At 73.4% G+C, this 21,397-nt stretch carries 20 protein-coding genes and 1 pseudogene; 11 read left to right on the top strand and 10 right to left on the bottom strand.

What is annotated here, in order from left to right; translation table 11 throughout:
• The first annotated feature begins 30 nt into the window (after window positions 1–30).
• Genes AB0K12_RS46280 through hutI form a run of 5 tightly spaced genes read left to right on the top strand, consistent with a single transcriptional unit; the run spans window position 31 to window position 6,914 of the window.
• A complete protein-coding gene (locus tag AB0K12_RS46280; RefSeq protein ID WP_364575345.1) occupies window positions 31–1,458 on the top strand; it encodes a cytosine permease in 1,428 nt (475 codons plus the stop codon).
• A gap of 16 nt (window positions 1,459–1,474) precedes the next feature.
• Window positions 1,475–3,130, top strand: coding sequence for a urocanate hydratase (gene hutU / locus AB0K12_RS46275; protein WP_364575343.1), 1,656 nt, complete (start codon window positions 1,475–1,477; stop codon window positions 3,128–3,130).
• A gap of 58 nt (window positions 3,131–3,188) precedes the next feature.
• Window positions 3,189–4,412 (top strand): allantoate amidohydrolase, encoded by a 1,224-nt coding sequence (locus AB0K12_RS46270; RefSeq protein ID WP_364575341.1) that lies wholly within the window; start codon window positions 3,189–3,191, stop codon window positions 4,410–4,412.
• Complete coding sequence (locus AB0K12_RS46265; RefSeq protein WP_364575339.1) at window positions 4,403–5,743, top strand: formimidoylglutamate deiminase; 1,341 nt, start codon at window positions 4,403–4,405, stop codon at window positions 5,741–5,743. The genes AB0K12_RS46270 and AB0K12_RS46265 overlap by 10 nt, the downstream gene beginning before the upstream one ends.
• Before the next feature lie 19 nt (window positions 5,744–5,762).
• A complete protein-coding gene (gene hutI / locus AB0K12_RS46260) occupies window positions 5,763–6,914 on the top strand; it encodes an imidazolonepropionase (protein ID WP_364575337.1) in 1,152 nt (383 codons plus the stop codon).
• 7 nt (window positions 6,915–6,921) lie between these two features.
• Here the strand turns inward: hutI and AB0K12_RS46255 are convergent, their stop codons facing one another.
• Both AB0K12_RS46255 and AB0K12_RS46250 read right to left on the bottom strand, forming a co-directional pair.
• A complete protein-coding gene (locus AB0K12_RS46255; RefSeq protein ID WP_355419485.1) occupies window positions 6,922–7,059 on the bottom strand; it encodes a hypothetical protein in 138 nt (45 codons plus the stop codon).
• A 102-nt stretch (window positions 7,060–7,161) separates the two neighbouring features.
• On the bottom strand, window positions 7,162–8,331 hold the full coding sequence (locus tag AB0K12_RS46250) for a cytochrome P450 (RefSeq protein ID WP_364575334.1): 1,170 nt from the start codon (window positions 8,329–8,331) through the stop codon (window positions 7,162–7,164).
• A gap of 86 nt (window positions 8,332–8,417) precedes the next feature.
• Between AB0K12_RS46250 and AB0K12_RS46245 the strand changes: the two genes are divergently transcribed.
• The 3 genes from AB0K12_RS46245 (at window position 8,418) to AB0K12_RS46235 (ending at window position 11,570) form a co-directional block, all read left to right on the top strand.
• A complete protein-coding gene (locus tag AB0K12_RS46245; RefSeq protein WP_364575332.1) occupies window positions 8,418–9,488 on the top strand; it encodes a TetR/AcrR family transcriptional regulator in 1,071 nt (356 codons plus the stop codon).
• A gap of 222 nt (window positions 9,489–9,710) precedes the next feature.
• Complete coding sequence (locus tag AB0K12_RS46240) at window positions 9,711–10,418, top strand: TetR family transcriptional regulator (protein WP_364575330.1); 708 nt, start codon at window positions 9,711–9,713, stop codon at window positions 10,416–10,418.
• Between the two features lie 237 nt (window positions 10,419–10,655).
• Entirely contained in the window at window positions 10,656–11,570 is a 915-nt protein-coding gene (locus AB0K12_RS46235; RefSeq protein WP_364575328.1) for a DMT family transporter, read from the top strand.
• Here AB0K12_RS46235 and AB0K12_RS46230 read toward each other — a convergent pair whose 3' ends face one another.
• The 4 genes from AB0K12_RS46230 to AB0K12_RS46215 all read right to left on the bottom strand — a co-directional run bounded on the left by AB0K12_RS46230 (window position 11,571) and on the right by AB0K12_RS46215 (window position 15,783).
• A complete protein-coding gene (locus AB0K12_RS46230) occupies window positions 11,571–13,118 on the bottom strand; it encodes a two-component sensor histidine kinase (RefSeq protein ID WP_364575326.1) in 1,548 nt (515 codons plus the stop codon).
• A 67-nt stretch (window positions 13,119–13,185) separates the two neighbouring features.
• Entirely contained in the window at window positions 13,186–14,049 is an 864-nt protein-coding gene (locus AB0K12_RS46225; RefSeq protein WP_364575324.1) for an SMP-30/gluconolactonase/LRE family protein, read from the bottom strand.
• Window positions 14,050–14,101: 52 nt separating this feature from the next.
• Complete coding sequence (locus tag AB0K12_RS46220) at window positions 14,102–15,223, bottom strand: MFS transporter (RefSeq protein ID WP_364575322.1); 1,122 nt, start codon at window positions 15,221–15,223, stop codon at window positions 14,102–14,104.
• 80 nt (window positions 15,224–15,303) lie between these two features.
• Window positions 15,304–15,783 (bottom strand): Rrf2 family transcriptional regulator, encoded by a 480-nt coding sequence (locus AB0K12_RS46215; protein WP_364575320.1) that lies wholly within the window; start codon window positions 15,781–15,783, stop codon window positions 15,304–15,306.
• Between the two features lie 260 nt (window positions 15,784–16,043).
• Here AB0K12_RS46215 and AB0K12_RS46210 point away from each other — a divergent pair, with 260 nt between their 5' ends.
• Window positions 16,044–16,889, top strand: coding sequence for a metalloregulator ArsR/SmtB family transcription factor (locus AB0K12_RS46210; RefSeq protein WP_364575318.1), 846 nt, complete (start codon window positions 16,044–16,046; stop codon window positions 16,887–16,889).
• A complete protein-coding gene (locus tag AB0K12_RS46205) occupies window positions 16,886–17,485 on the top strand; it encodes a dihydrofolate reductase family protein (RefSeq protein WP_364575316.1) in 600 nt (199 codons plus the stop codon). The genes AB0K12_RS46210 and AB0K12_RS46205 overlap by 4 nt, the downstream gene beginning before the upstream one ends.
• On the opposite strand, the pseudogene AB0K12_RS46200 reads toward AB0K12_RS46205, so the two are convergent.
• The 4 genes and pseudogenes from AB0K12_RS46200 to AB0K12_RS46185 all read right to left on the bottom strand — a co-directional run.
• A pseudogene (locus AB0K12_RS46200) lies at window positions 17,485–17,670 on the bottom strand (transposase); the annotation flags it as partial. The gene AB0K12_RS46205 and the pseudogene AB0K12_RS46200 sit on opposite strands and share 1 nt — an antisense overlap.
• A 201-nt stretch (window positions 17,671–17,871) precedes the next feature.
• Window positions 17,872–18,750, bottom strand: a complete 879-nt coding sequence (locus AB0K12_RS46195; RefSeq protein WP_364575314.1) for a pentapeptide repeat-containing protein — start codon at window positions 18,748–18,750, stop codon at window positions 17,872–17,874.
• A gap of 69 nt (window positions 18,751–18,819) precedes the next feature.
• Window positions 18,820–19,596: a polyprenyl diphosphate synthase gene (gene uppS, locus AB0K12_RS46190; protein WP_364575312.1), complete on the bottom strand. Its 777-nt coding sequence runs from the start codon at window positions 19,594–19,596 to the stop codon at window positions 18,820–18,822.
• A gap of 78 nt (window positions 19,597–19,674) precedes the next feature.
• Window positions 19,675–20,238, bottom strand: coding sequence for a TetR/AcrR family transcriptional regulator (locus AB0K12_RS46185; RefSeq protein ID WP_364575310.1), 564 nt, complete (start codon window positions 20,236–20,238; stop codon window positions 19,675–19,677).
• Between the two features lie 75 nt (window positions 20,239–20,313).
• Between AB0K12_RS46185 and AB0K12_RS46180 the strand changes: the two genes are divergently transcribed.
• The gene (locus AB0K12_RS46180; RefSeq protein WP_364575308.1) at window positions 20,314–21,312 is read left to right on the top strand and encodes a DsbA family protein; all 999 of its coding nucleotides are present in this window, start codon (window positions 20,314–20,316) and stop codon (window positions 21,310–21,312) included.
• Window positions 21,313–21,397 lie beyond the last annotated feature (85 nt).

Below are 21,397 nucleotides of genomic sequence, written 5' to 3'. Positions count from 1 at the left end.
GGGCGCGTGACGCGCGAGAGGCGGACCGCCATGACCGACCATCAATCCCTGGGCGCGGGTCCTGCCGTGGAGCGCCGGACGATCGACGTGATCCCCGACGCCGAGCGGCACGGCACGCCGCGCAGCCAGTTCACCCTCTGGTTCGGCGCCAACATGCAGATCACCGCGATCGTGGACGGCGCGCTCGCCGTCGTGTTCGGCGCCGACGCCCTCTGGGCGATCATCGCCCTGCTCATCGGCAACGTGCTCGGCGGCGTGGTGATGGCGCTGCACTCCGCGCAGGGGCCGCGGCTCGGACTGCCCCAGATGATCTCCAGCCGGGCGCAGTTCGGCGTGCTCGGCGCCGTGCTGCCGCTGATCCTGGTCGTGCTGATGTACCTCGGCTTCGCCGCCACCGGCAGCGTGCTGGCCGGGCAGGCACTCGGCCGGATCCTGCACGTGCCGGCGACCGCCGGGATCCTGCTGTTCGGGCTGCTGACGGTGATCGTCGCGGTGACCGGCTACCGGCTCATCCACACCGTCGGCAGGATCGCGACCGTGATCGGCGTGTGCGGTCTCGGCTACCTGCTGATCAAGGTGTTCACCACGTACGACGTGGGCGCCTTCGTCGGCGTCAAGGGCTTCGAGGCGCCGACGTTCCTGCTGGCCGTGGGGCTCGGCGCGGCCTGGCAGCTGACCTTCGGCCCGTACGTCGCCGACTACTCGCGCTACCTGCCGCGCAGCACCAGTGAGCGCTCCACGTTCTGGGGTACGTTCCTCGGCAGCGTCATCGGCTCGCAGTGGGCGATGTCGCTGGGCGCGCTGATCGCCGCCGTCTCGGGCGCGGTGTTCGTCGGCGACCAGGTCGGCTTCGTCGGCGAGCTGGCCGGTCCCGCGGCCGTCGCGCTGCTGATCTACATCGTGATCGTGGTGGGCAAGCTGACGGTGAACACGCTCAACGCCTATGGCGGCTTCATGTGCCTGCTGACGACCGTGACCGCGTTCAACGGCCGCTCGCGGGTCTCGCCGGTGGTGCGCGCGCTCTACATCGTCGGCTTCACCGCCGTGTCGGTCCTGGTGGCGATCATGGCCAGCGCGGACTTCCTGGACAATTTCAAGAACTTCGTGCTGGTGCTGCTCATGGTGTTCACGCCGTGGAGCGCGATCAACCTCACCGACTACTACCTGATCTCGAAGGAGCGGGTGGACATCCCCGCCCTGTACGACCCGGCGGGCCGCTACGGCCGCTGGAACGTCACCGCGCTGGTCAGCTACGCCTTCGGCGTGGTCGTCCAGATCCCGTTCCTCGCGCAGAAGCTCTACACGGGGCCGGTCACCGAGCTGCTCGGCGGCGCCGACATCTCGTGGATCGTCGGCCTGCTGGCCACCGCCGCGCTGTACTACCCGTGGGCCAGGCGGACGTCGAACCCGCCCGCGGAGATGATCTATCCGTCCACCGAGCCGGTCGCGGCTCGCTGACAGAAAGGACCCGGTCATGGAAGGCGCACGCCCGGTCAGGGCCGCCCGTGGCACCGAGCTGACGGCCCTCGGCTGGCAGCAGGAGGCCGCGCTGCGGATGCTGCAGAACAACCTCGACCCCGAGGTGGCCGAGCACCCCGACGACCTCGTCGTCTACGGCGGGACGGGCCGCGCCGCCCGTGACTGGCGCTCCTTCGACGCCATCGTCCGCACGCTGCGCACGCTCAAGGCCGACGAGACGATGCTGGTCCAGTCGGGCCGCCCGGTGGGCGTGATGACGACCCACGAGTGGGCGCCGCGCGTGCTGATCGCCAACTCCAACCTGGTCGGCGACTGGGCGACGTGGGAGGAGTTCCGGCGCCTGGAGGCGGCGGGCCTGACCATGTACGGGCAGATGACGGCCGGTTCGTGGATCTACATCGGCACCCAGGGCATCCTCCAGGGCACGTACGAGACGTTCGCCGCGGTCGCGGCCAAGCGGTTCGGCGGCTCGCTGGCCGGCACGATCACGCTGACCGCCGGGCTCGGCGGCATGGGCGGCGCCCAGCCGCTGGCCGTCACCATGAACGGCGGCGTCGCGATCTGCGTGGAGTGCGACCCGTCGCGCATCCAGCGCCGGCTCGACCACGGCTACCTCGACGTCAAGGCCGACGACCTGGCGCACGCGCTGCGGCTGGCCGCCGAGGCCAGGGACGCCCGCAGGCCGCTGTCGATCGGGCTGCTCGGCAACGCCGCCGACGTGCTGCCGCGCATGCTGGCCGAGGGTGCGCCGATCGACGTGGTGACCGACCAGACCAGCGCGCACGACCCGCTGGCGTACCTGCCGCTCGGGGTGGCCTTCGAGGACATGGCGGCCGAGCGGGACAAGGACGCGGCCGGCTTCACCGAGCGGGCGCGGGCGTCGATGGCGCGGCACGTCGAGGCGATGGTCGGCTTCCAGGACGCCGGGGCCGAGGTGTTCGACTACGGCAACTCGATCAGGGGCGAGGCGAAGCTGGCCGGCTACGCCAGGGCCTTCGACTTCCCCGGCTTCGTGCCCGCCTACATCAGGCCGCTGTTCTGCGAGGGCAAGGGGCCGTTCCGGTGGGCGGCGCTGTCGGGTGACCCGGCCGACATCGCGGCGACCGACCGGGCGATACTCGACCTGTTCCCCGACAACGAGCCACTGGCCCGGTGGATCCGGATGGCCGGGGAGAAGGTGCACTTCCAGGGGCTGCCGGCGCGCATCTGCTGGCTCGGGTACGGCGAACGTGACCGGGCGGGCGAGCGGTTCAACGACATGGTGGCCTCGGGCGAGCTGCGGGCGCCGGTCGTGATCGGCCGCGACCACCTCGACTGCGGTTCGGTGGCCTCGCCGTACCGGGAGACCGAGGGCATGCGCGACGGGTCCGACGCGATCGCGGACTGGCCCCTGCTCAACGCCATGGTGAACGTGGCCTCCGGCGCCTCCTGGGTGTCGATCCACCACGGCGGCGGCGTCGGCATCGGCCGGTCGATCCACGCCGGGCAGGTGACGGTGGCCGACGGCACCGCGCTGGCCGGGGAGAAGATCAGGCGGGTGCTCACCAACGACCCGGGCATGGGAGTGATCCGGCACGTGGACGCCGGGTACGAGGAGGCGGAAGAGGTCGCCGGCCGCACCGGCGTGCGGGTGCCCATGAAGGAGTCCTGATGCCGTCGTCGTTCCCGCTGAAGGCCCCGGCGCCGTCGTTCCCGTTGGAGGAGTGCTGATGCCGTCGTCGTTCCAGGAGATGTGGGCGGAGCTGCTGCCCGTCGGCCGGCACGCCGGGTCCGGCGGTTACCGGCGCTTCGCGTGGACCTCGGCGGACGCCGAGTGCCGTGACTGGTTCCGCGAGCAGGCGGCGGCGCGCGGGCTGGACGTCGAGACCGACCGCAACGGCAACCAGTGGGCCTGGCTGGGCGACCCTTCTGCGGGTGACGCTGTGGTGACCGGGTCGCACCTGGACTCGGTGCCGGACGGCGGCGCGTTCGACGGGCCGCTCGGCGTGGTGTCGGCGTTCGCGGCGCTGGACGAGCTGGCCGCGCGGGGGGTGCGGCCGTCCCGCCCGGTCGCGGTGGTGAACTTCGGCGACGAGGAGGGCGCCCGCTTCGGGCTGGCCTGTGCGGGTTCGCGGCTCACGGCAGGGCAGCTCACGCCGGAACGGGCCGCCGCGCTGCGCGACGCCGGCGGGGTCACGCTGACGCAGGCGATGGAGCGGGCCGGCCACGACCCTGAGGCGATCGGCCCCGACGAGGAGCGGCTGGCCCGCATCGGCGTGTTCGTGGAGCTGCACGTCGAGCAGGGCCGCCACCTCGCCGACACCGATTCCCCGGTGGGCGTGGCGTCGGCGATCTGGCCGCACGGGCGATGGCGCTTCGACTTCAGGGGCGAGGCCAACCACGCGGGCACCACCCTCATGCAGGACCGGCACGACCCGATGCCCGCCTACGCGGCGACCGTGCTGGCCGCGCGGGAGCGGGCCGCCGCGGCGGGCGCGCGGGCCACGTTCGGCAAACTGCTCGTCGAGCCGAACGGCGTCAACGCGGTGCCGAGCCTGGTGCGGGCCTGGCTGGACGCGCGGGCGTCCGACGAGGAGACGCTGGCGCTGCTGCTCGGCGCGATTGAGGACGCGGCGCGCGAGCACGCCGCCGGCGAGGGGGTGGAGGTCGGCCTGGAACGCGAGTCGTTCACGCCGGTCGTGGACTTCGCGCCCGCGCTGCGCGACGAGCTGGTGCGGCTGCTGGCGGCGCGCCGGCCGTACGAGGTGCCGGTGCTGCCGACGGGCGCCGGGCACGACGCCGGCATCCTGGCCGCGAGGGTGCCGACGGCGATGCTGTTCGTCCGCAATCCCACCGGGGTGTCCCACTCCCCCGCCGAGCACGCCCGCGAGGACGACTGCGTGGCAGGGGTGGAGGCGCTGGCCGACGTGCTGGAGGGGCTGGCATGCCGGTGACCTACCACGCCGAGCACGCCTGGATCGGCGGCACGGTCGTGGCGGGGGTGGTGATCGAGGTGGCCGGCGGGCGCGTCTCCGGCGTCCGTACGGGCGTCGCCACTCCCCCGCCCGGCGTCACGGTGCTGCGCGGCCTGACCCTGCCCGGCCTGGCGAACGCGCACTCGCACGCCTTCCACCGGGCCCTTCGCGGCATCGCGCAGCGCGGCTCGGGCACGTTCTGGACCTGGCGCGACACCATGTACGACGTGGCCGGCCGGCTCGACCCCGGCACGTACCTGGACCTGGCCACCGCCGTCTACGCCGAGATGGCGCTGGCCGGGATCACCTGCGTGGGCGAGTTCCACTACCTGCACCACGCGCCGGGCGGCACCCCGTACGCCGGCCAGAACGCCATGGGCGAGGCGCTGATCGAGGCGGCGGCGCGAGCCGGGATCAGGATCACACTGCTCGACACCTGCTACCTGTCGGCCGGGTTCGGCGCGCCGCCCGAACGGCACCAGCTCCGCTTCAGCGACGGCGACGCCGCCGCCTGGGCGGTCCGCGCGGGCGAGCTGAAGGAGCGGCCGCACGCCAGGATCGGGGCGGCGGTGCACTCCGTGCGCGCGGTGCCCGCCGACCAGATCGCGACCGTCGCGGAGTGGGCCGCCGGGCGGGCGGCGCCGCTGCACGTGCACCTGTCGGAGCAGCCCGCCGAGAACGAGGCGTGCCTGGCCGCGCACGGCCGCACGCCCGCCGCGCTGCTGGCCGAGCGGGGCGCGCTCGGCCCGCGGACGTCCGCCGTGCACGCCACCCACCTGACCGGCGACGACATCGCGCTGCTCGGCGGCTCGGCCACCACCGTCTGCATGTGCCCCACCACGGAACGGGACCTCGCCGACGGCATCGGCCCCGCCGCGGACCTGGCCGCCGCCGGATCCCCGATCAGCCTGGGCAGCGACAGCCACGCCGTGATCGACCTGTTCGAGGAGGCGCGGGCGGTGGAGCTGGACGAGCGGCTGCGCACGCTGCGGCGCGGCCACTGGAACGCCGCCGCGCTGCTGCGCGCCGCCACCGAGGACGGGCACGCCTCGCTGGGCTGGCCGGAGGCGGGCAGGATCGAGGCGGGCGCGCCGGCCGACTTCGTGACGGTCGCGCTCGACTCCGTCCGCACGGCGGGGCCGCCGCCGTCGCTCGGCGCGGAGACCGCGGTGTTCGCCGCCTCCGCCGCCGACGTCCGGCACGTCGTGGTGAACGGCCGCCCGATCGTCCGCGACGGCGCGCACCTGCTGGTCACCGACGTGCCCGGCGAGCTGTCCCGCACGATCACCCACCTCACCGCCCAGCTGTAACGCAGAAAGGAGCCGTGCCGTGTCCGTCGCCATCACCGGGATCGGCAGCCTGCTCACCAACGACCCCGAGCTGGGCACGATCACCGGCGCCGCCGTCGTGTTCGACGCGGGCCGGGTCGTCTGGGCCGGGCCGCAGGCGCGGGTGCCCGACGCCGACGAGCGGGTGGACGCGGGCGGGCGGGCCGCGATCCCGGGGTTCGTGGACTCGCACGCGCACCTGGTGTTCGCCGGTGACCGCACGGCCGAGTTCGACGCCCGCATGTCGGGCCAGCCGTACACCGCGGGCGGCATCCGCACGACGGTGGCGGCGACCCGCGCGGCGAGCGACGCGGAGCTGGACGCGAACGTCGCCAGATACGTCGCCGAGGCGCTGCGCCAGGGCACCACGACGATCGAGTGCAAGTCGGGCTACGGCCTGACGGTCGAGGACGAGGCCCGCGCGCTGCGCATCGCGGCAGGTCACACCGGCGAGGTGACGTACCTGGGCGCCCACGTGGTGCCGCCCGAGTACGCCGGCGACCCGGACGCGTACGTGGACCTGGTGGCGGGGCCGATGCTGGACGCCTGCGCCCCGCACGCCCGCTGGGTGGACGTCTTCTGCGAGCGGGGCGCGTTCGACGGCGACCAGTCCCGCAAGGTGCTCACGGCGGGACAGCGGGCGGGACTGACGCCCCGGGTGCACGCCAACCAGCTCGGCCCGGGGCCGGGCGTGCGGCTGGCGGTGGAGCTGGGCGCGGCGTCGGCCGACCACTGCACGCACCTCGACGACAAGGACGTGGACGCACTGGCGAGCGGCTCGACGGTGGCGACGCTGCTGCCCGGCGCGGAGTTCTCCACCCGCTCCCCGTACCCGGACGCGCGCCGCCTGCTGGACGCGGGCGTGACGGTGGCGCTGTCCACGGACTGCAACCCGGGGTCGAGCTTCACCAGCTCGATGCCGTTCTGCGTGGCGCTGGCCGTGCGCGAGATGGGCATGACGCCGGACGAGGCCGTGGCCGCCGCGACGCTGGGCGGCGCGCGGGCGCTGCGCCGCGACGACGTGGGCCGCCTGTCCCCCGGCGCCCGCGCGGACCTGGTGCTGCTGGACGCGCCGAGCCACGTCCACCTCGCCTACCGGCCGGGGGTCCCGCTGGTGGCGGGGGTCTGGCGGAGCGGCGTACGCGAGGTCTGACGGGCGCTCACATGCGCTCGGCGCCGGCTCTGATCGCCTGCCGGATGCGGGGGTAGGTGCCGCAGCGGCAGATGGTGCGGATGCCGTCGAGGTCGTCGTCGGTGATGGCGCGGCCCTCGGCGGCGACCCCGCGCACGAGGTCCACGGCGGCCTCGCCGTGCCGAGCATGGTCGTCGACCTCGACGACGACGAGCGGCTGGCCGGCATCGCGCGGCGGTTCCTCGTGCCGATGCTGGAGCCGCGCTGATCAGCCCAGGGTGACCGGCAGGGCCGCCAGCCGCAGCGTCCCTGGATCGGGCAGGTACGCCGGCGCGCCCTTGAGCTCCATGCCGGGGAAGCGGCGCAGCAGGGCGCCGAGCGCGACGCCGGTCTCCACGCGGGCCAGCCCCGCGCCCACGCAGAAGTGCGGCCCGTGGCCGAAGCCGAGGTGCGGCACGGGCTCCCTGGTGATGTCGAACCTGTCCGGCTCGTCGAACACGCGCGGGTCCCGGTTCGCCGCGGCCACCGAGACGGTGACCGGCTCGCCCTTGGGGATGCGCACGCCGCCGATCTCGACGTCCTGCGCCGCGAAGCGCGGCACGGTCATGATCTGCGGGGTGCACCAGCGGGCCAGCTCCTCCACGGCTCGCGGCATGAGCGCGGGGTCGGCGCGCAGCGCGGCCAGCTGATCGGGGTGGGCGAACAAGGTGACCAGGGCGTTGGCGATGAGGTTGGCCGGGGTCTGGCCGGCCAGGACCAGCAGCCACACCATGGTGACCAGCTCGTCGTCGGAGAGCCTGTCGCCGTCCTCGCCGGCGATGCGGGCCAGGTCGGAGACCACGTTCGCGGACGGTGTCGCGCGCGCCTCGGCGATCGCCTTCTTCGCGCCCTCGATGATCGCCGGCAGCGCCTCCTTGAACGCCTCGCCGTGGCCGCTCGCGACGGCGACGCCGTACTCGCGCCAGGCGGGGCGGTCGGCGGCGGGGATGCCGACCAGCTCGCAGATCACCTCCATGGGCAGCGGCCTGGCGAAGTGCGCGAGCAGATCGGCCTCCTGGCCCGGCAGCTCGGCGAGCAGGCGGTCCACGACGGCCTCGATGCGCGGGGCGAACTCCACGGCCTTGCGCGGCGTGAACGCGGGCGCGACGAGGCGGCGCAGGCGGGTGTGCTCGGGGCCGTTCATCTCGGACATCGTGCGCATGTAGCGGACGCAGTGCTCGGGGACGTCGGGGCGCAGGAAGCTGGTTGAGTTGATCTCGAGGCGGGGGTCGGCGAGCGCCGCCCTGGCCTCCTCGTAGCGGGTGACCGCCCACAGGTGGCCGAGTCCCGGCACCAGCAGCCGTACCACGGGGGACTTCTCCCTGGCCGGGGCGTACGCGGCGGCGAGGTCGCGCAGCACCGCGAGGTCGGACAGGTCTATCTCCGGCACGTCGGTCATGACGCCGCCTCTCATTTCGAATGATGCCATCATCTGAATGTTGACGGTATCTTGCTTTCCGGACACTCGGCAACGGAGGAGGGCGGTTGGTCCGGCTCACCAGGGCACAGACGCAGGAGCGCAACCGGGCGAAGGTGCTGGCGGCGGCCAAGGAGGAGTTCGCCGAACGCGGCTACCGCGACGCCAAGATCGACGACATCGCCGACCGGGCCGAGCTGACCCGAGGCGCGGTCTACTCCAACTTCCCCGGCAAGCGTGCCCTGTACTTCGCGGTGCTGGCCGACCTGGCCGAGCACGCGCCCGTACAGCCTCCCGGCGAGCCCCCGCCGACCGTGCGCGAGGCGCTCGGCGCGGTCGCGCGGGCCTGGGTGACCCGGCTGCCGCTGGTCACCGACGGCGAGCACGAGCCGAGCCGGCTGGGCATGCACCTGCTGCCGGAGATCCTCGCCGACGAGGCCACGCGCAAGCCGTACGCGCAGCTCATGCGGCTCAACGCGATCCTGCTCGGGCTGGCGATGGAACGTCTGCGGCCGCCCCGTGAGCCGGACGGGCGGCTCGTGCGGCTCGCCGAATCCGCGCTCACCGTCCTGCAGGGGGCCGCGCAGCTGTCGGCGGCGGCGCCCGGGTTCGTCGATCCGTTCAACGTGATCAGGACGTGCGAGCAGCTCGCCGGCCTCGACCTCGACGACCGCTGGTTCCAGGCCCCCATGACCCCCTCGGTCCTGTCCCCTGCTTCCCGCTGGGCACCGCCGTCCGGGACCGTGGACGCGGTCTCCGGCGAGCCCGCCCACCCCGAGCGCGACGGGGTGGTGGCGGTGCTCGGCCTGCACCGGCTCTCGGCCGCCGAGGAGCTCGTCCGCGCCGCGCCCCCCGGCGCCGAGCTGACCGTCGTCATCGTCACCGGCGCCCCCAAGGAGCTGCTCCCCCTGGCCCGCCTCGTCATCGCCGAAGTGGTCACCTGCCTGCGCCATGCCTTCCCCCGCGCCGCCTGGCCCGGTCTGCGCGTCCTGTACGACGACACGGGCGCGCTGGCGTCGGCCGCGGGCGTAGCGGACCCGGACGACCGCACAGAGGTGGCGCTGCGGGTGCGCGAGGGCCACGTGCAGCTGAGAGCCGAAGGCTTCGGCGCCTGCCACGCCGCCGCCCTCCGCCCCTGACCTGCGGGTGGGGTGGGGTTCGCCTTCCAGTGGAACCGAGGTGGGTGGGTGCGCGGTCCAAGGTAAGGGCGACGCTCACGCCGGCGTCCAGAGCGGGCTCGACACCGCCGGAAGGCCGGCCGACGCCGCCAGGCGGCCCTTCCCGCCCGGCACGTGCCGGGCGTCGCCCCCCGCCAGCTCCACCGCCCCGCTTGCGGTGGCATGCCCTTCATAATGGGGACCGTGGTGGAGCAGGAGGCCGGGGCGGTCGTCGGGCGGCGCGAACGCAAGAAGCAGGCCACCAGGGCGGCCCTCAGCGCGGCCGCACTCCGCCTCTCCCTGCGTCACGGCGTCGAGAACGTCACCGTCGAGCAGATCGCCGGTGAGGCCGACATCGCGCTGCGCACCTTCTTCAACTACTTCTCCAGCAAGGAGGAGGCGGTGGTGGCGACCCTCTCGGCCGCCGCCGAGCAGCTCATCGCCGAGTTCCGCGCCCGGCCGCCTCAGGAGACGGTGCTGGCGGCGTTCAGGGAGGCGGTGCTCACGGTCATGGACGCGAGCGATGCCGGCGGCCGGGACCACATCCGGGCGTTGCGGCTGGTCAGGACCACGCCGTCGCTGGTGCCGTACGAGCTGGCCGTGCTCGCCGCCCAGGAGCGGGCCCTGGCCGAGGCGATCACCGAACGCATCGCCCCACCCCCTTCCGGGGTGGCCTCCGGGGACGCCGGCCTGGACGAGGGCGAGAGCGTCTATCCGATCGTGTGCGCCGGCGCCGTGCTGAGCGCGCTGCGCGTGGTGCTGGATCGGTGGTCCCGCCAGGCGGGCGAGACCGGCCTGGCGCCCGACATCGCGGTGCTGCGGCGCCGGTTCGACGCCGCCATCGCCGAGCTGGCCGCCGGCCTCGACCGCCCCGGCAGGGCGCCGGCCAGCCCAGATCCCGCCCCTGCCTGAGCGAGCCTGCGGCCGAGCCAGGCCCCACCCCCGCCGAGCGAGCGTGCGGCCCTCCAGACAGGCCAGACCCCACCCCCGCCTGAGCGAGCGTGCGAGCCTCCGGGCGGGCCGGCCTCGGGTGGGCGCCCCCTCAGCCCGTCCAAGGGTGCGTTCTGGTGGAAATCGCGTTGCGGGTGGTCGTCCCGGGTGACAGCATCGAAGGCTTCTTACGGTGATGACGGTGCTGGTGGTGGCGGGATGCGATGGGCGGGGGCGGTGCTGGCGGTCGGGTCGGCGTGTGGGTTCGCGTTCTCGGGACCGATGGCGAAGTACCTGGTGGCGGGCGGGATGACGCCGGTCGAGGCGGTGTGGGTACGGCTGGCCGGGTCGGGGGTGCTCATGGTGCTCGTCCTCGGCCTGTTCCGGCCTGGGGCGTTGCGGATCGCCCGGTCGCGGTGGACGTTCGTCGGCCTGTACGCGCTGACGGCCGTGGCGGCCGTCCAGACCCTGTTCTTCGTGGCGGTGACCCGGCTGCCGGTCGGGATCGCGCTGCTGCTGGTGTCGATGGCGCCGGTGCTCGTGGTGGCCTGGGTCCGGCTGGTACGCCGCCGGCGCCTGCCCAGGTCCGCGTACGCGGGCGCGGTCGTCGCGGTCGCCGGCCTGGCGATCGTCGTGGAGGCGTGGCGGGAGATCCGCCTCGACGGGCTGGGCCTGGCGACGGGCCTGCTGGCGGCGGCCTGCTCGGCCGGCTACTTCCTGATGAACGAGAGCCTCGGCGACGAGGTGGACCCGCTCGCGCTCATCGCCTGGGGCACGGTGGGCGCGACCGTGGTGCTGGCGCCGTTGGCGTCGCCGTGGGAGCTGCCCTGGGAGGCGTTCCGGGCATCGGTGGCGCCGGGCGGGGTCGAGCTGCCGGTGCTCGTGGCGTACCTGCTGATGGTGGTCGCGGGGACGGTGCTGCCGTACGTGTGGGGCGTGCACGCCGTGCGGCGGCTGTCGGCGGCCGTGGCCGCCACGATGGGCACGGTCGAGGTCATCGCGGGGGCGGTGATGGCGTGGGGGTTCGTCGGGGAGACGCTGGGCGTGTCGCAGATCGCGGGCGGCGTGGTCGTGTTGTGCGGCGCGGTGCTCGCCCGCCGTTCGCATCGCGCTCCCGACCGCGTACTCGCGTGATCACTCCCCGCCTCTGGGCGGCAGGCCGGCTTGGAGGAGCCAGCCGCCGTCGCCGTCGGGACCGGAGTCGAGGGTGCCGCCCACGGCGCGGACGCGTTTGCGCATCCCCGCCAGGCCGTGACCGGAGGACGGCAGGGATTCCGACGTGGCCGGTGGGGGGCCGTTGTGCAGCTTCACCGACAGCCCGCCGCCGGAGGCGGCGACCGTGACGCGGACGCGGGTGCCGGGGCCGGCGTGTTTGAGCACGTTCGTCAGCCCTTCCTGGACGATGCTGGCGGCGCACATGCGCAGCACCGGCGAGACCGTCGCCATGCCGGGGTCGAGGCCGAGGTCCACGACGAGGCCGGCGGCGGACATGCGGCGGGCCGCCGCGCGGATCAGCTCGGCCGCGTCGAGGTGCAGGTCGGCGCCGTGCAGCAGGTTGCCGAGGTCGCGCAGCACCTGGTTGCCCGTCTCGCGGATGTCGGTGAGCGCGTGGCCGACCGGCCCGTCCGGAGCGGCGTCGCAGGCGGCGCCGGCCCGCAGCACCATCGCGCCGACGTGGCCCGCCACCAGGGTCTGGACGTCGCGGGCGATGTGCTCGCGCTCGGCCAGCAGGTCGGCGCGGGCGCGGGCGAGCGTCAGGCGTACGGCCTCCTCGGCCCGCAGCCGCTCGGCAGCGGTGACCGCGCGGCGCATGCCGAAGTAACGGCCGACCGCGATCGGCATCGCCACCAGCGTCATGAGGACGAGCACGCGCAGGGTGGTGATCCTGCTCAGCGGCTCGAACACGGCCACCGCGACCACCACGCAGCCCGCCGCGTACGCCAGCGCGGTCCGCGCCCACGACGCCACCCGCATCGCGAACACCCCCATCGCCACCATCAGGAGCAGCATGCCGGTGTCGGCGGCGCGGTGCAGGTGGGCGTCCGCGGCGAGCAGCAGCACCCCTTCGACGGCCACGACCAGGCCGGGCAGCCTCCTGGCCACGCCGAGCGCCAGCCCGGAGACGACGGCGGCTACCTGGACGATCGCGACCGGATGGCCGCCCGAGTGCCAGACGTCCCACGTGCTCAGCACGGCCAGCAGCACGCCGCCGGCCGCCAGCAGCACGTCGGGGGTGACGTCGCGGGTGCTGCGGTACAGGTAGCCGCCGATGACGGCGGGCGCGGCGGGCAGCAGGAGCGCGAGCGCCATCGTGCCGGGGGTGACGCCGGGGGCCGCCACGGTGAGCGCCGTGGCCAGCATGGCGGCGGCCATGGGGCCGCGCGCCGCCCTGAGCCCGGAACGGTAGCCGGTCAGGCACAGCGCCACGCACAGCAGGATCTGCGCGCTGTCCGTGCCCGGCGCCAACCGGCCGGCGATCACCACGAGGGCGGCGAGGTAGACGGTGACGGGGCCGGGACGCTGGCGTACGACGCCCATGGGCAGGCCGGCCAGCAGCGCCGCGGCGAACTCGGGCGGCGTCGGCGACGCGGTGCCCTCACTCGCGTAACCGTTGATCACCAGTTCCAGGGCGACGGCCGAAGCGGCGAACAGCCCATCCAGCGACACACCGCGCGAACGCATGCGCTAACGCTACCGATTGATCACCTCACACGGGCACATCCTCGCGCCGAACGCGTTCGCGGCACGGTCAGAGCGTGGTGGGGAGGACGGGGAGGCCATGGATGCCGGGGTCGGCGGCGAAGAGGGCGCCTGCCTCGGGTTGTTCCTTGCGGTTCACGTCCAGGGCCGAGGTGGTGATGTAGAGGCGGTTCAGCTCTTCGCCGCCGAAGGCGACGGCGGTGACCTTGCGGACCGGGAGGGTGATCACCGCGTCGAGCCGGCCGTCGGGGGCGTAGCGGTGGACGGCGCCGCCGTCCCACAGGGCCACCCAGACGCCGCCCTCGGCGTCCACCGTCAGGCCGTCGGGTGCTCCCTCGGAAGGGCCCACGACGGCGAAGGGGCGCCGGCCGCTCAGCCCGGTCTCCGGGTCGTAGTCGAGGACGTCCACGCGGCCGGTCTCGGTGTCGGCGTAGTAAGCGAGCCGGCCGTCCGGGCTGAAGCCGAAGCCGTTGGAGATCGTCACCTCCGGCAGCACCACGCGCAGCTCGCCGCCGGGCCCGGCCACGTAGAACGAGCCACGGCCGGGGGCGGAGTCGTAGGCCATGCTGCCGATGTAGAAGCGGCCGTCGGGGTCGCAGCCGCCCTCGTTCATGCGGACGCCGGGGTCGGTCCACGCCTCGCCGAGCGAGCGCAGCGGGGCGTCGAGGTCGTCGGAGTCGGCCAGCAGCAGCTCGCGCTCGGCGGCGACGACGTATCCGCCAGAGACGCGGGGGCGCACGACGGCGGCGACCTCGGCGACGTGGCGGCGGCGCACCTCGCCGCCGGGCGTGAGTGCGAGGACGTCGCCGGCCAGCATGTCCACCCACCGCAGCCCGCCCCACCGGCCGGACCACACGGGCCCCTCGCCGTGCTGGGCGACGGGGTCGGTGACGGTGTACGCGGTGATGGTCATGCCGCTTCTCCTCCATGATCGCCGGGGTAGGCCAGCCTAGTACGGGGCGGGGTCAGATCCGGCGGGTGGCCGTGACCAGCAGCAGGGCGAGCACCGCCAGCGCCGCGCCCGCCGCGTACGTCACCGCCACCCCGTGCGCCAGCGTCAGCCCGCCGGCGAGCGTGCCGGCGCCGATGCCCACGTAGATGGCCGACGCGTTGAGCGAGACGACCAGGGACGCCTCCCCCGGGGCGACGCCGATGAGCCGGTGCTGCTGGGGCGGCGTCTGGCACCAGGTGCCCGCGCCCCACCCGGCGGCCAGCAGCCCGACGAGGACGACGGGCACGTCCTGCGCGCCCGCCAGCCGGCCCAGCCCGGCCAGACTGGCGGCCATCACGACATATCCGGTCATGAGCACTCGGCCGGCGCCCCACCGGTCCGTGGCGTACCCGGCGGCCAGGTTGCCGAGGACGGCGCCCAGCCCGTACAGGAAGAGCATCGACGCCGTGGACTCCACGCCGACGGCGCGCATCGCGGGGGCGCTGTAGGCGTAGACGGTGTAGGTGGCGGCCATGCCGAGCACGGTCAGCGCCAGCACGGCGGGGACGGCGGGGCGCCGCAGCACCCTGAGCCGTACCCGCAGCGGCACCGGGGACCCGCCGGGGAGCGCCGGCAAGATCACGTACACGGCGGCGGTCACCACCAGGCAAGCCGCCGCCACCAGGCCGAGCGCCGCCCGCCAGCCGAGCCACTGCCCGGCCAGCCCGCCCAGCGGCACCCCGGCCGCCGTCGCCACCGTGAGCCCGCCGACGACCGTGGCGAGCGCCCGGCCCCGCGCCTCGGGCCGCGACAGCGCCGCCGCCACCGCCCCGGCGTTCGGCGTGAACGCCGCCGCTCCCGCCGCCGCCACGACCCGCGTCACCAGCAGCACCGCGAACGTCGGAGCGAGCGCCGACCCGAGGTTCGCCAGCGCGAGCAGCAGCAGCGCGCCGACCAGCAGCGCCCGCCGCGACAGGCGGGCGGTCACGGTGGCGAGGACGGGCGACAGGATCGCGTACGCCACCGCGAACGCGGTCACCGACTGCCCCGCCGCCGTCTCGCTCACCTCTAAGGACGCGGCGAGCTGCGGCAGGAACCCCGCCACCACGAACGCGTCGGTCCCCACGGCGAACGCCCCTGCGGCCAGCACCGCCACGGGTGCGACCGTGCTCTTAACCGGGATATAAAGCATCCCGTTTAACCTCCTGGGTGTGTCATGACTCGGGCCTGGCCCGGTCAGGTGGCGAGGCGGGCGTAGTGGCGGCGGAAGCGGCCGGGCGCGGACGGGGCGGCCTCGCGCATGAGGTCGGCGACGGTCTGCGCCGCCAGCTCCCTGCGCCAGGCCAGCTCGGCGCGCCGCATCGCGATCAGCACGCCGCACGGCTTCGCGAACGCGGTGGGCGGCTCCTCGGCGCCTGCCCCCTGCCGGCGGATCTCGGTGCACCTGAACGCTTCGTCCCTGCCTTCGATGGCGGCGACGACCTCCAGGATCGTGATCTGTTCCGGCCCCTTCGCCAGCCGGAACCCGCCCTTCACCCCGGGCACCGAGGTGAGGATGCCGGCGCGTACCAGGTCCTGGAGCCGCTTCTTGAGGTAGACGGGTGGCAGCTCGAACAGCTCGGCCAGCCTCCCCGTCGGGATCGGCGCCTCGTCCTCCAGCCAGGCCAGGGCCAGGCAGCAGTGCAGGCCCCACTCGACCCCTTCACCCATCCGCATGAAAGGGGATACTACATGTCCCTTTTTAGGCCAGGACAAGGGGCTCCTAGGCGGGGCGGGGTTGGCGGCGGGTCCCACCCTTATAGACGGGGGGCCTGAGTGAGTCCCGCCCATAAGGGCGGAGCGAGGCCATTGGCGGCTTTCCGCCCTTCAGAGGTGTTCTTCGATCCTTAGTAGCGGACCTGCCCGATCCGGATGCCGCCCCACCATTGCGAGATATTCCTTGACACGAATATTCGTTGCGGTGAATACTTCTCGGCATGGACGCACTCCTCACCGCACTGGCCGACCCGGCCCGCTGGCGGCTTGTGGGCCTGCTGGCCGAGCGGCCTCGCCCGGTCGGTGTTCTCGCGCAGCTCGCCGAGGCGCGCCAGCCGCAGACGACCAAGCACCTGCAGGCCCTTGAGCGTGCCGGCGTCGTCACCTCCCAGCGCTCCGGCCAGCGCCGCGTCTACGCGCTCCAGCCCGCACCCCTACGGGAACTGGCGGCTGCGCTCACTCGGCTGGCCGACACCGCGGACCGAACCGGCGGCTCGCGCGAGACCTACGATCGCTACGAGCTCAGCCTCCGGACAGAGCGGCTCGCCGCCAAGGAGCCGGGGTGGGCCGACGGCCGCTCGTTCACTTTCCACCGGTCGCTGGCAGCGGGCCCGGAAGAGGTCTGGCACCACCTGACCGAGGCCTCCCTGCTCGCCCGCTGGTGGACGCCGGCCGACCTGCGCGTCTCCGAGCTCGTCTTCGAGGCGCGACCGGGTGGGCGGATCGTCCATGAATACCGCGACGCCGAGGACACCGGCGGCTCCGACCTGGTCGCCGGGCGCGCGCTGGGAGTCGTCGAGGACGTACGCCCCGGTGAGCGCCTCGCCTACCGGCTCTCCCCCCAGCTTCCCGACGGCAGCCTCGCCTTCACCGCCCACCTCGATCTCGGCCTCCGGCCCACCGGCACGGGAACAGAACTCGACGTCCACTTCCGCGTCACCGACAGCACGGTCGACTCAGCCGACTTCATCGCAGGCATCGAGATCGGCTACGGCCAAAGCCTTGACAAGCTCGCGGCGATCCTCGCTGCGGACACGCACGACACCGATACAAGGAGCACCAAATGACGAACTCGACCGGCCGCAGGGTGACCGCGAACCTGAGCCTGACCCTCGACGGGCGTTACAACGGTCCAGGCGGGCCCAACGACTTCGCCGCGTTCGCCCCCTATGTGACCAGCGAGGTCGCGCGGAACCACATGTGCGGCATCTGGGAGGGTGCGACGACGGCGCTGCTCGGCCGGCTCAACGCCGAAGGATTCATGGGCTACTGGCCGGCGGTCGCCGAAGACGAGAACGCCGACCCGCGTGATCGCGGATACGCCAAGTGGCTGGTCGACACGGAGAAGGTCGTCTTCTCGACCACCTTGTCCGAAGCGCCGTGGGAACGCACCCGCGTGGTGAACGCCCCCGCCGCCGATGTCGTTGCCGACCTCAAGGCCACTGGTGAGGGCGACATCCTCGTCAACAGCAGCGCGAGCATCATCAAGCCGCTCCTGTCGGCAGACCTGCTCGACCGGCTGCACCTCATGATCTTCCCTGAGATCGTGGGAGGTGGGCAGCGACTGTTCGACGATGGCCTGCCGGCTTCCAAGTGGATGCTCACCCGCCAGCAAAGCGGCGCACTGGGCGAGATCGCCATGGTTTACGACCGAATCCGCTAAGAAGGCAAGGCCCTCCATTTCGCCTCGTCGTCGGTGATGTACCTGATCGCATCGAACACGTCGCGGCGGTGATGCTTCTCCGGGCGACCACCCGTTCGGGTCTGGCAGGCGGGTGTCGGAAGAAGTGGTTCGATCAGTGTCCATTCTTCGTCGGTGGTGTCGGAGGGGTGGCGGCGGGGACGCACGTCGATCACACTCCCGCCTTGTCGACCGGGTTCAGTGCCGTCTGGACCACGTTAAGCCGGCCCAGCACCAGCTTGATCCACTTTTGCTTGCCAGGGATCGTCACGTCCCGTGATCTTTCGCTTCGCTCCGAGCGCGACCCAGGATCACTTAAGGGATCGAAGACACCTTCTCAGTGGCGGATCCCGCCCTTTATAGACGGGTCAGCGGCGGGGGCGGGAACGGCGGGGCTTGGTGGGGCGGCGGGGTGCGCGGGGTTCCGGGGCGCTCGCCGTCCAGTGCGGCGGGCGGGTCAGCGTGGCGGGGAGGCGGGTGGCGGGGGTGCCTTTGGCGGCGTTGACCTGGGCCTGGGTGAGGAAGATGGCGCCGGTGAGGTCGGCGTCCGTAAGGTCCGCGCCGCGCAGGTCGGCGCCGATGAGGTCGGCCTGCCGCAGGTCGGCCCCGCGCAGGTCGGCGCCGATCAGGTACGCCCCGCGCAGGTTGGCCCCCCGCAGCCGCGCGCCGCGCAGCCGGGCGCCGATGAGGTCGGCGCCCCGGTGCTGCCGGCCGTCGAGCCCGTGGCGTACCAGCTCGCTGGCCCGCAGCAGCACCTCGTTGACCCGCTCGCGGTGGGCGGCCACGTCGAATCCTTCGAGCACGTCGGCGCTCTCGCGAGTGAGCTTCTCGGTCTCCTCCAGCAGCGCGCGGGCGCTGTCGTGGACGGGCGCGGCGGCGGGCAGGGCGAGGATCTCCGCGAGGTACCACAGCAGCTCGTGCAGACCGCGCATCACCGGGAACACGGCGTACATCTGCCGGGCCGTCTCCGGCGCCTCCCGCCAGCTCCGCCCCGCGTACGTGACCTGCGAGACCTTCTGCCCGGCCCCGAAGCACTCGAACACCGTGCAGCCGGAGAACCCGCGCTCGCGCAGCCGCGAGTGGATCGAGCAGCGGAAGTCGTCACGCAGGTTGGTGCAGGGCCGGCCGGCGTCCTTGTCCACGGCGAAGTCGGCCGACGCCGAGAACGGCAGCGCCACGCAGCACAGCCCGAAGCAGCTCTCGCAGTCGGACAGCAGGCCGAGCTCGCGCGGGTGGGTTCCGGGCACCGGGCGGGTCTCCTCTTCACGTACGGGGACGGCAGGTCAAGGGTACTCGCGGCGGAGAGCAGGGCCCGCTCAGCCGCCGTAGCGCCGCTGCCTGGCGGCGAAGCTGCGCAGCGCGCGCAGGAAGTCGATCTCGCGGAAGGCCGGCCAGAACGCCTCGCAGAAGTACAGCTCGGAGTAGGCCGACTGCCACAGCAGGAAGTTCGACATGCGCTGCTCGCCGCTGGTGCGGATGACCAGGTCGGGGTCGGGCTGCCCGGCGGTGTAGAGGTGCGGCGCGATGTCGTCCACGGTCAGCGTCGAGGCCAGCTCGACCATCGACTGCCCGGCCTCGGCCCGCTCGTACAGCAGCTCGCGCAGCGCCTCGACGACCTCCTGGCGGCCGCCGTAGCCGATGGCGAGCGTGAGGTGGAACCCGGTGTCACAGGTGCGGGTGGCCTCGACGGCGCTCTTGAGCGCGCGGGCGGTGGTGTCGGGCAGCATGTCGAGCATCCCGGCGACGTGCACCCGCCAGCGGGCGTCGGGACGGTCGAAGCGGTCGGTGACCATCTGCTCGATCACCCGCAGGAGGAACGCCACCTCCTCGTCGCCACGCCGCTGCAGGTTCTCGGTGGAGCACAGGAACACGGTCAGGTGCTTGATGCCGATCGTCTCGCACCACGAGAGCACGTCCTGGATGTGGTCGGCGCCGTACTTGTGGCCCATGCTCGGGTTGGCCATGCCCATCTGCCGGGCCCAGCGGCGGTTGCCGTCCATGATCAGGCCGACGTGGCGGGGCAGCGGGCCGGACGTCACCTGGCGGCGCAGGCGCCTGGCGTAAAGGGAGTGAAGGAGGTCAGTGGTGTGCACCTACCAAGAATGGCGTGGGTGAGGGTCAGGAACCTGATCTTTCCTGATTTCCACCTCCGGCAGGTGTCCAACGGGACGCTAAGGGGTCTGCCGGAACAACTTCCAGAACGCCAGAGCCACCCCCTCCGGCCCGCCGGGGCAGGCGGCGATCACCCAGTGAGCGATGACGCCGGCCAGGGCGCCGGCCAGGTAGGCGGCGTGCACGCCGGCCGGCACGTCCTCCCATCCCGGCGGCCGGTGACCGGCGGCGAAGCGGCGGGTCAGCTCGTCGGTGAGGCGTTCGCGCAGGCGGGCGGAGAAGCGGGCGCTGCCGTGGGTGCCGAGCATGCGGGCGTACAGGGTGGCGTGGTCGGCGACGTACGCGAACAGCTCGGCCAGCGGGTCGGGGGCGCGGTCGCGGGGGGCGTCGAGCGGGCACAGGGCGGCGGCCCTGGCGACGGCGGCCAGGGTGTCCTCCATGGCGTCGGTGACGAGCGCGTCGACGTCGGGGTAGTGCAGGTAGATCGTGGCCCGGTTCACCTCGGCGCGCTTGGCCAGCGCGGACATGGTGATGGTGGCGGGCTCCTGATGGGCTGCCAGGTCGCGCACGGCCTCCTTGAGGCGGGCCCGGGTGCGCACGGCGCGGGGGTCGTCCGGGTTCACCCTCCTCACTATACGACATTCATCGCTTAAGCGACATGTGTTGACTAATCGACATTTGTCGCATACTTTGCTGGCATGCGTATTGAGATCTGGGCAGACGTGGTCTGCGGCTGGGCCCACATCGGCAAGCGGCGGCTGGAGAAGGCGCTGGCCTCCTGGGACGGCGAGCCGGTCGAGGTGGTCTGGCGGCCGTACCAGATCGACCCGTCCGCGCCCGCCCAAGCCGTGCCGATGGCGCAGGCGCTGCTCGACCCCGTGGCCGACGAGGCGCTGCGGGCCTGCTCTCCCGGCCTGTCCCCCGCCGAGAACCGGGCGCGGGTCGCCGAGGTGGCCGCGTCCGAGGGACTGGGGGCTCAGTGGGGCTCCTCCTACCGGGCCGGCACGCTGGAGGCGCACCGGCTGATCGCTCTCGCGTACGAGGAGGGCGGGGCCGCGCTGCAGGACCGCGTGGTGGAGCGGGTGCTGAACGCCCACTTCGTGGAGGTACGCGACATCAGCGACCTCGCCGTGCTGACCGAGATCGCGGCGGACGCGGGCCTCGCCGAGGCGGCCGGCTACACCGGCGCAGGCCCCGACCGGCAGACGCTGCCCGGCGCCGAGCTGACCAGGGAGCTGCTGCTCACCGGCAAGGCCAAGGGCGTGCGTACGTCGCCGACCATCGTCGCCAACGGGCTCGCCCTGGAGGGCGCGCAGCCGCCTGAGACGATCGCCGCGTTCCTGCGCGACGCCGCCGGGCACGCGCCGCGCCGCCTGCCCGCCGAGGTCGAGCGGCTGCGGCACGCCGAGTCGCTGCTCGACCAGCGCGACCCGCTGGGGGCGTTGACGCTGCTGCGCCCCCTCATGGACGCGCACGGCGACGACCGTGGCGTCCGCCTGCTGGCAGCGCGGGCCTACTTCGGGTCGGCACAGCTCAACCGGGCGCGTACGGCACTGGAGTCGCTGGTCGCCGAATCCCCCGACGACTCCTACGCCCGCCACCTGCTGGGCCGCACCCTGCAACGCCAGGGCCGCCACGAGGAAGCCACCACCCACCTCACCCTGGCCGCCACCATGACCCCGGACTACGCCGCCTGACAGTGATGATGGAGGTGTGAGCGCTTCCCGTCAGGGTCTGACCCACCGCCTGACTGACCTTGTGGTCCTCAACGGGATCTGTCGG

It is taken from the genome of Nonomuraea sp. NPDC049419, assembly GCF_040676995.1.
In the GTDB taxonomy this organism is placed as follows: Bacteria; Actinomycetota; Actinomycetes; order Streptosporangiales; family Streptosporangiaceae; genus Nonomuraea; species Nonomuraea salmonea.
Note: the sequence above shows the minus strand (reverse complement) of the source record. Positions and strands in the feature narration are given on the sequence as shown.

What these genes read in the sequence shown, in the direction of transcription:
- AB0K12_RS46210 (WP_364575318.1), top strand. Translation starts at nt 16,044, where the DNA reads ATGGACGCACTCCTCACCGCACTGGCCGACCCGGCCCGCTGGCGGCTT.
- hutU (WP_364575343.1), top strand. Translation starts at nt 1,475, where the DNA reads ATGGAAGGCGCACGCCCGGTCAGGGCCGCCCGTGGCACCGAGCTGACG.
- AB0K12_RS46250 (WP_364575334.1), bottom strand. Translation starts at nt 8,331, where the DNA reads ATGACCGACGTGCCGGAGATAGACCTGTCCGACCTCGCGGTGCTGCGC.
- AB0K12_RS46180 (WP_364575308.1), top strand. Translation starts at nt 20,314, where the DNA reads ATGCGTATTGAGATCTGGGCAGACGTGGTCTGCGGCTGGGCCCACATC.
- AB0K12_RS46205 (WP_364575316.1), top strand. Translation starts at nt 16,886, where the DNA reads ATGACGAACTCGACCGGCCGCAGGGTGACCGCGAACCTGAGCCTGACC.
- AB0K12_RS46230 (WP_364575326.1), bottom strand. Translation starts at nt 13,118, where the DNA reads ATGCGTTCGCGCGGTGTGTCGCTGGATGGGCTGTTCGCCGCTTCGGCC.
- AB0K12_RS46225 (WP_364575324.1), bottom strand. Translation starts at nt 14,049, where the DNA reads ATGACCATCACCGCGTACACCGTCACCGACCCCGTCGCCCAGCACGGC.
- AB0K12_RS46270 (WP_364575341.1), top strand. Translation starts at nt 3,189, where the DNA reads ATGCCGTCGTCGTTCCAGGAGATGTGGGCGGAGCTGCTGCCCGTCGGC.
- AB0K12_RS46280 (WP_364575345.1), top strand. Translation starts at nt 31, where the DNA reads ATGACCGACCATCAATCCCTGGGCGCGGGTCCTGCCGTGGAGCGCCGG.
- AB0K12_RS46265 (WP_364575339.1), top strand. Translation starts at nt 4,403, where the DNA reads ATGCCGGTGACCTACCACGCCGAGCACGCCTGGATCGGCGGCACGGTC.
- AB0K12_RS46215 (WP_364575320.1), bottom strand. Translation starts at nt 15,783, where the DNA reads ATGCGGATGGGTGAAGGGGTCGAGTGGGGCCTGCACTGCTGCCTGGCC.
- AB0K12_RS46235 (WP_364575328.1), top strand. Translation starts at nt 10,656, where the DNA reads ATGCGATGGGCGGGGGCGGTGCTGGCGGTCGGGTCGGCGTGTGGGTTC.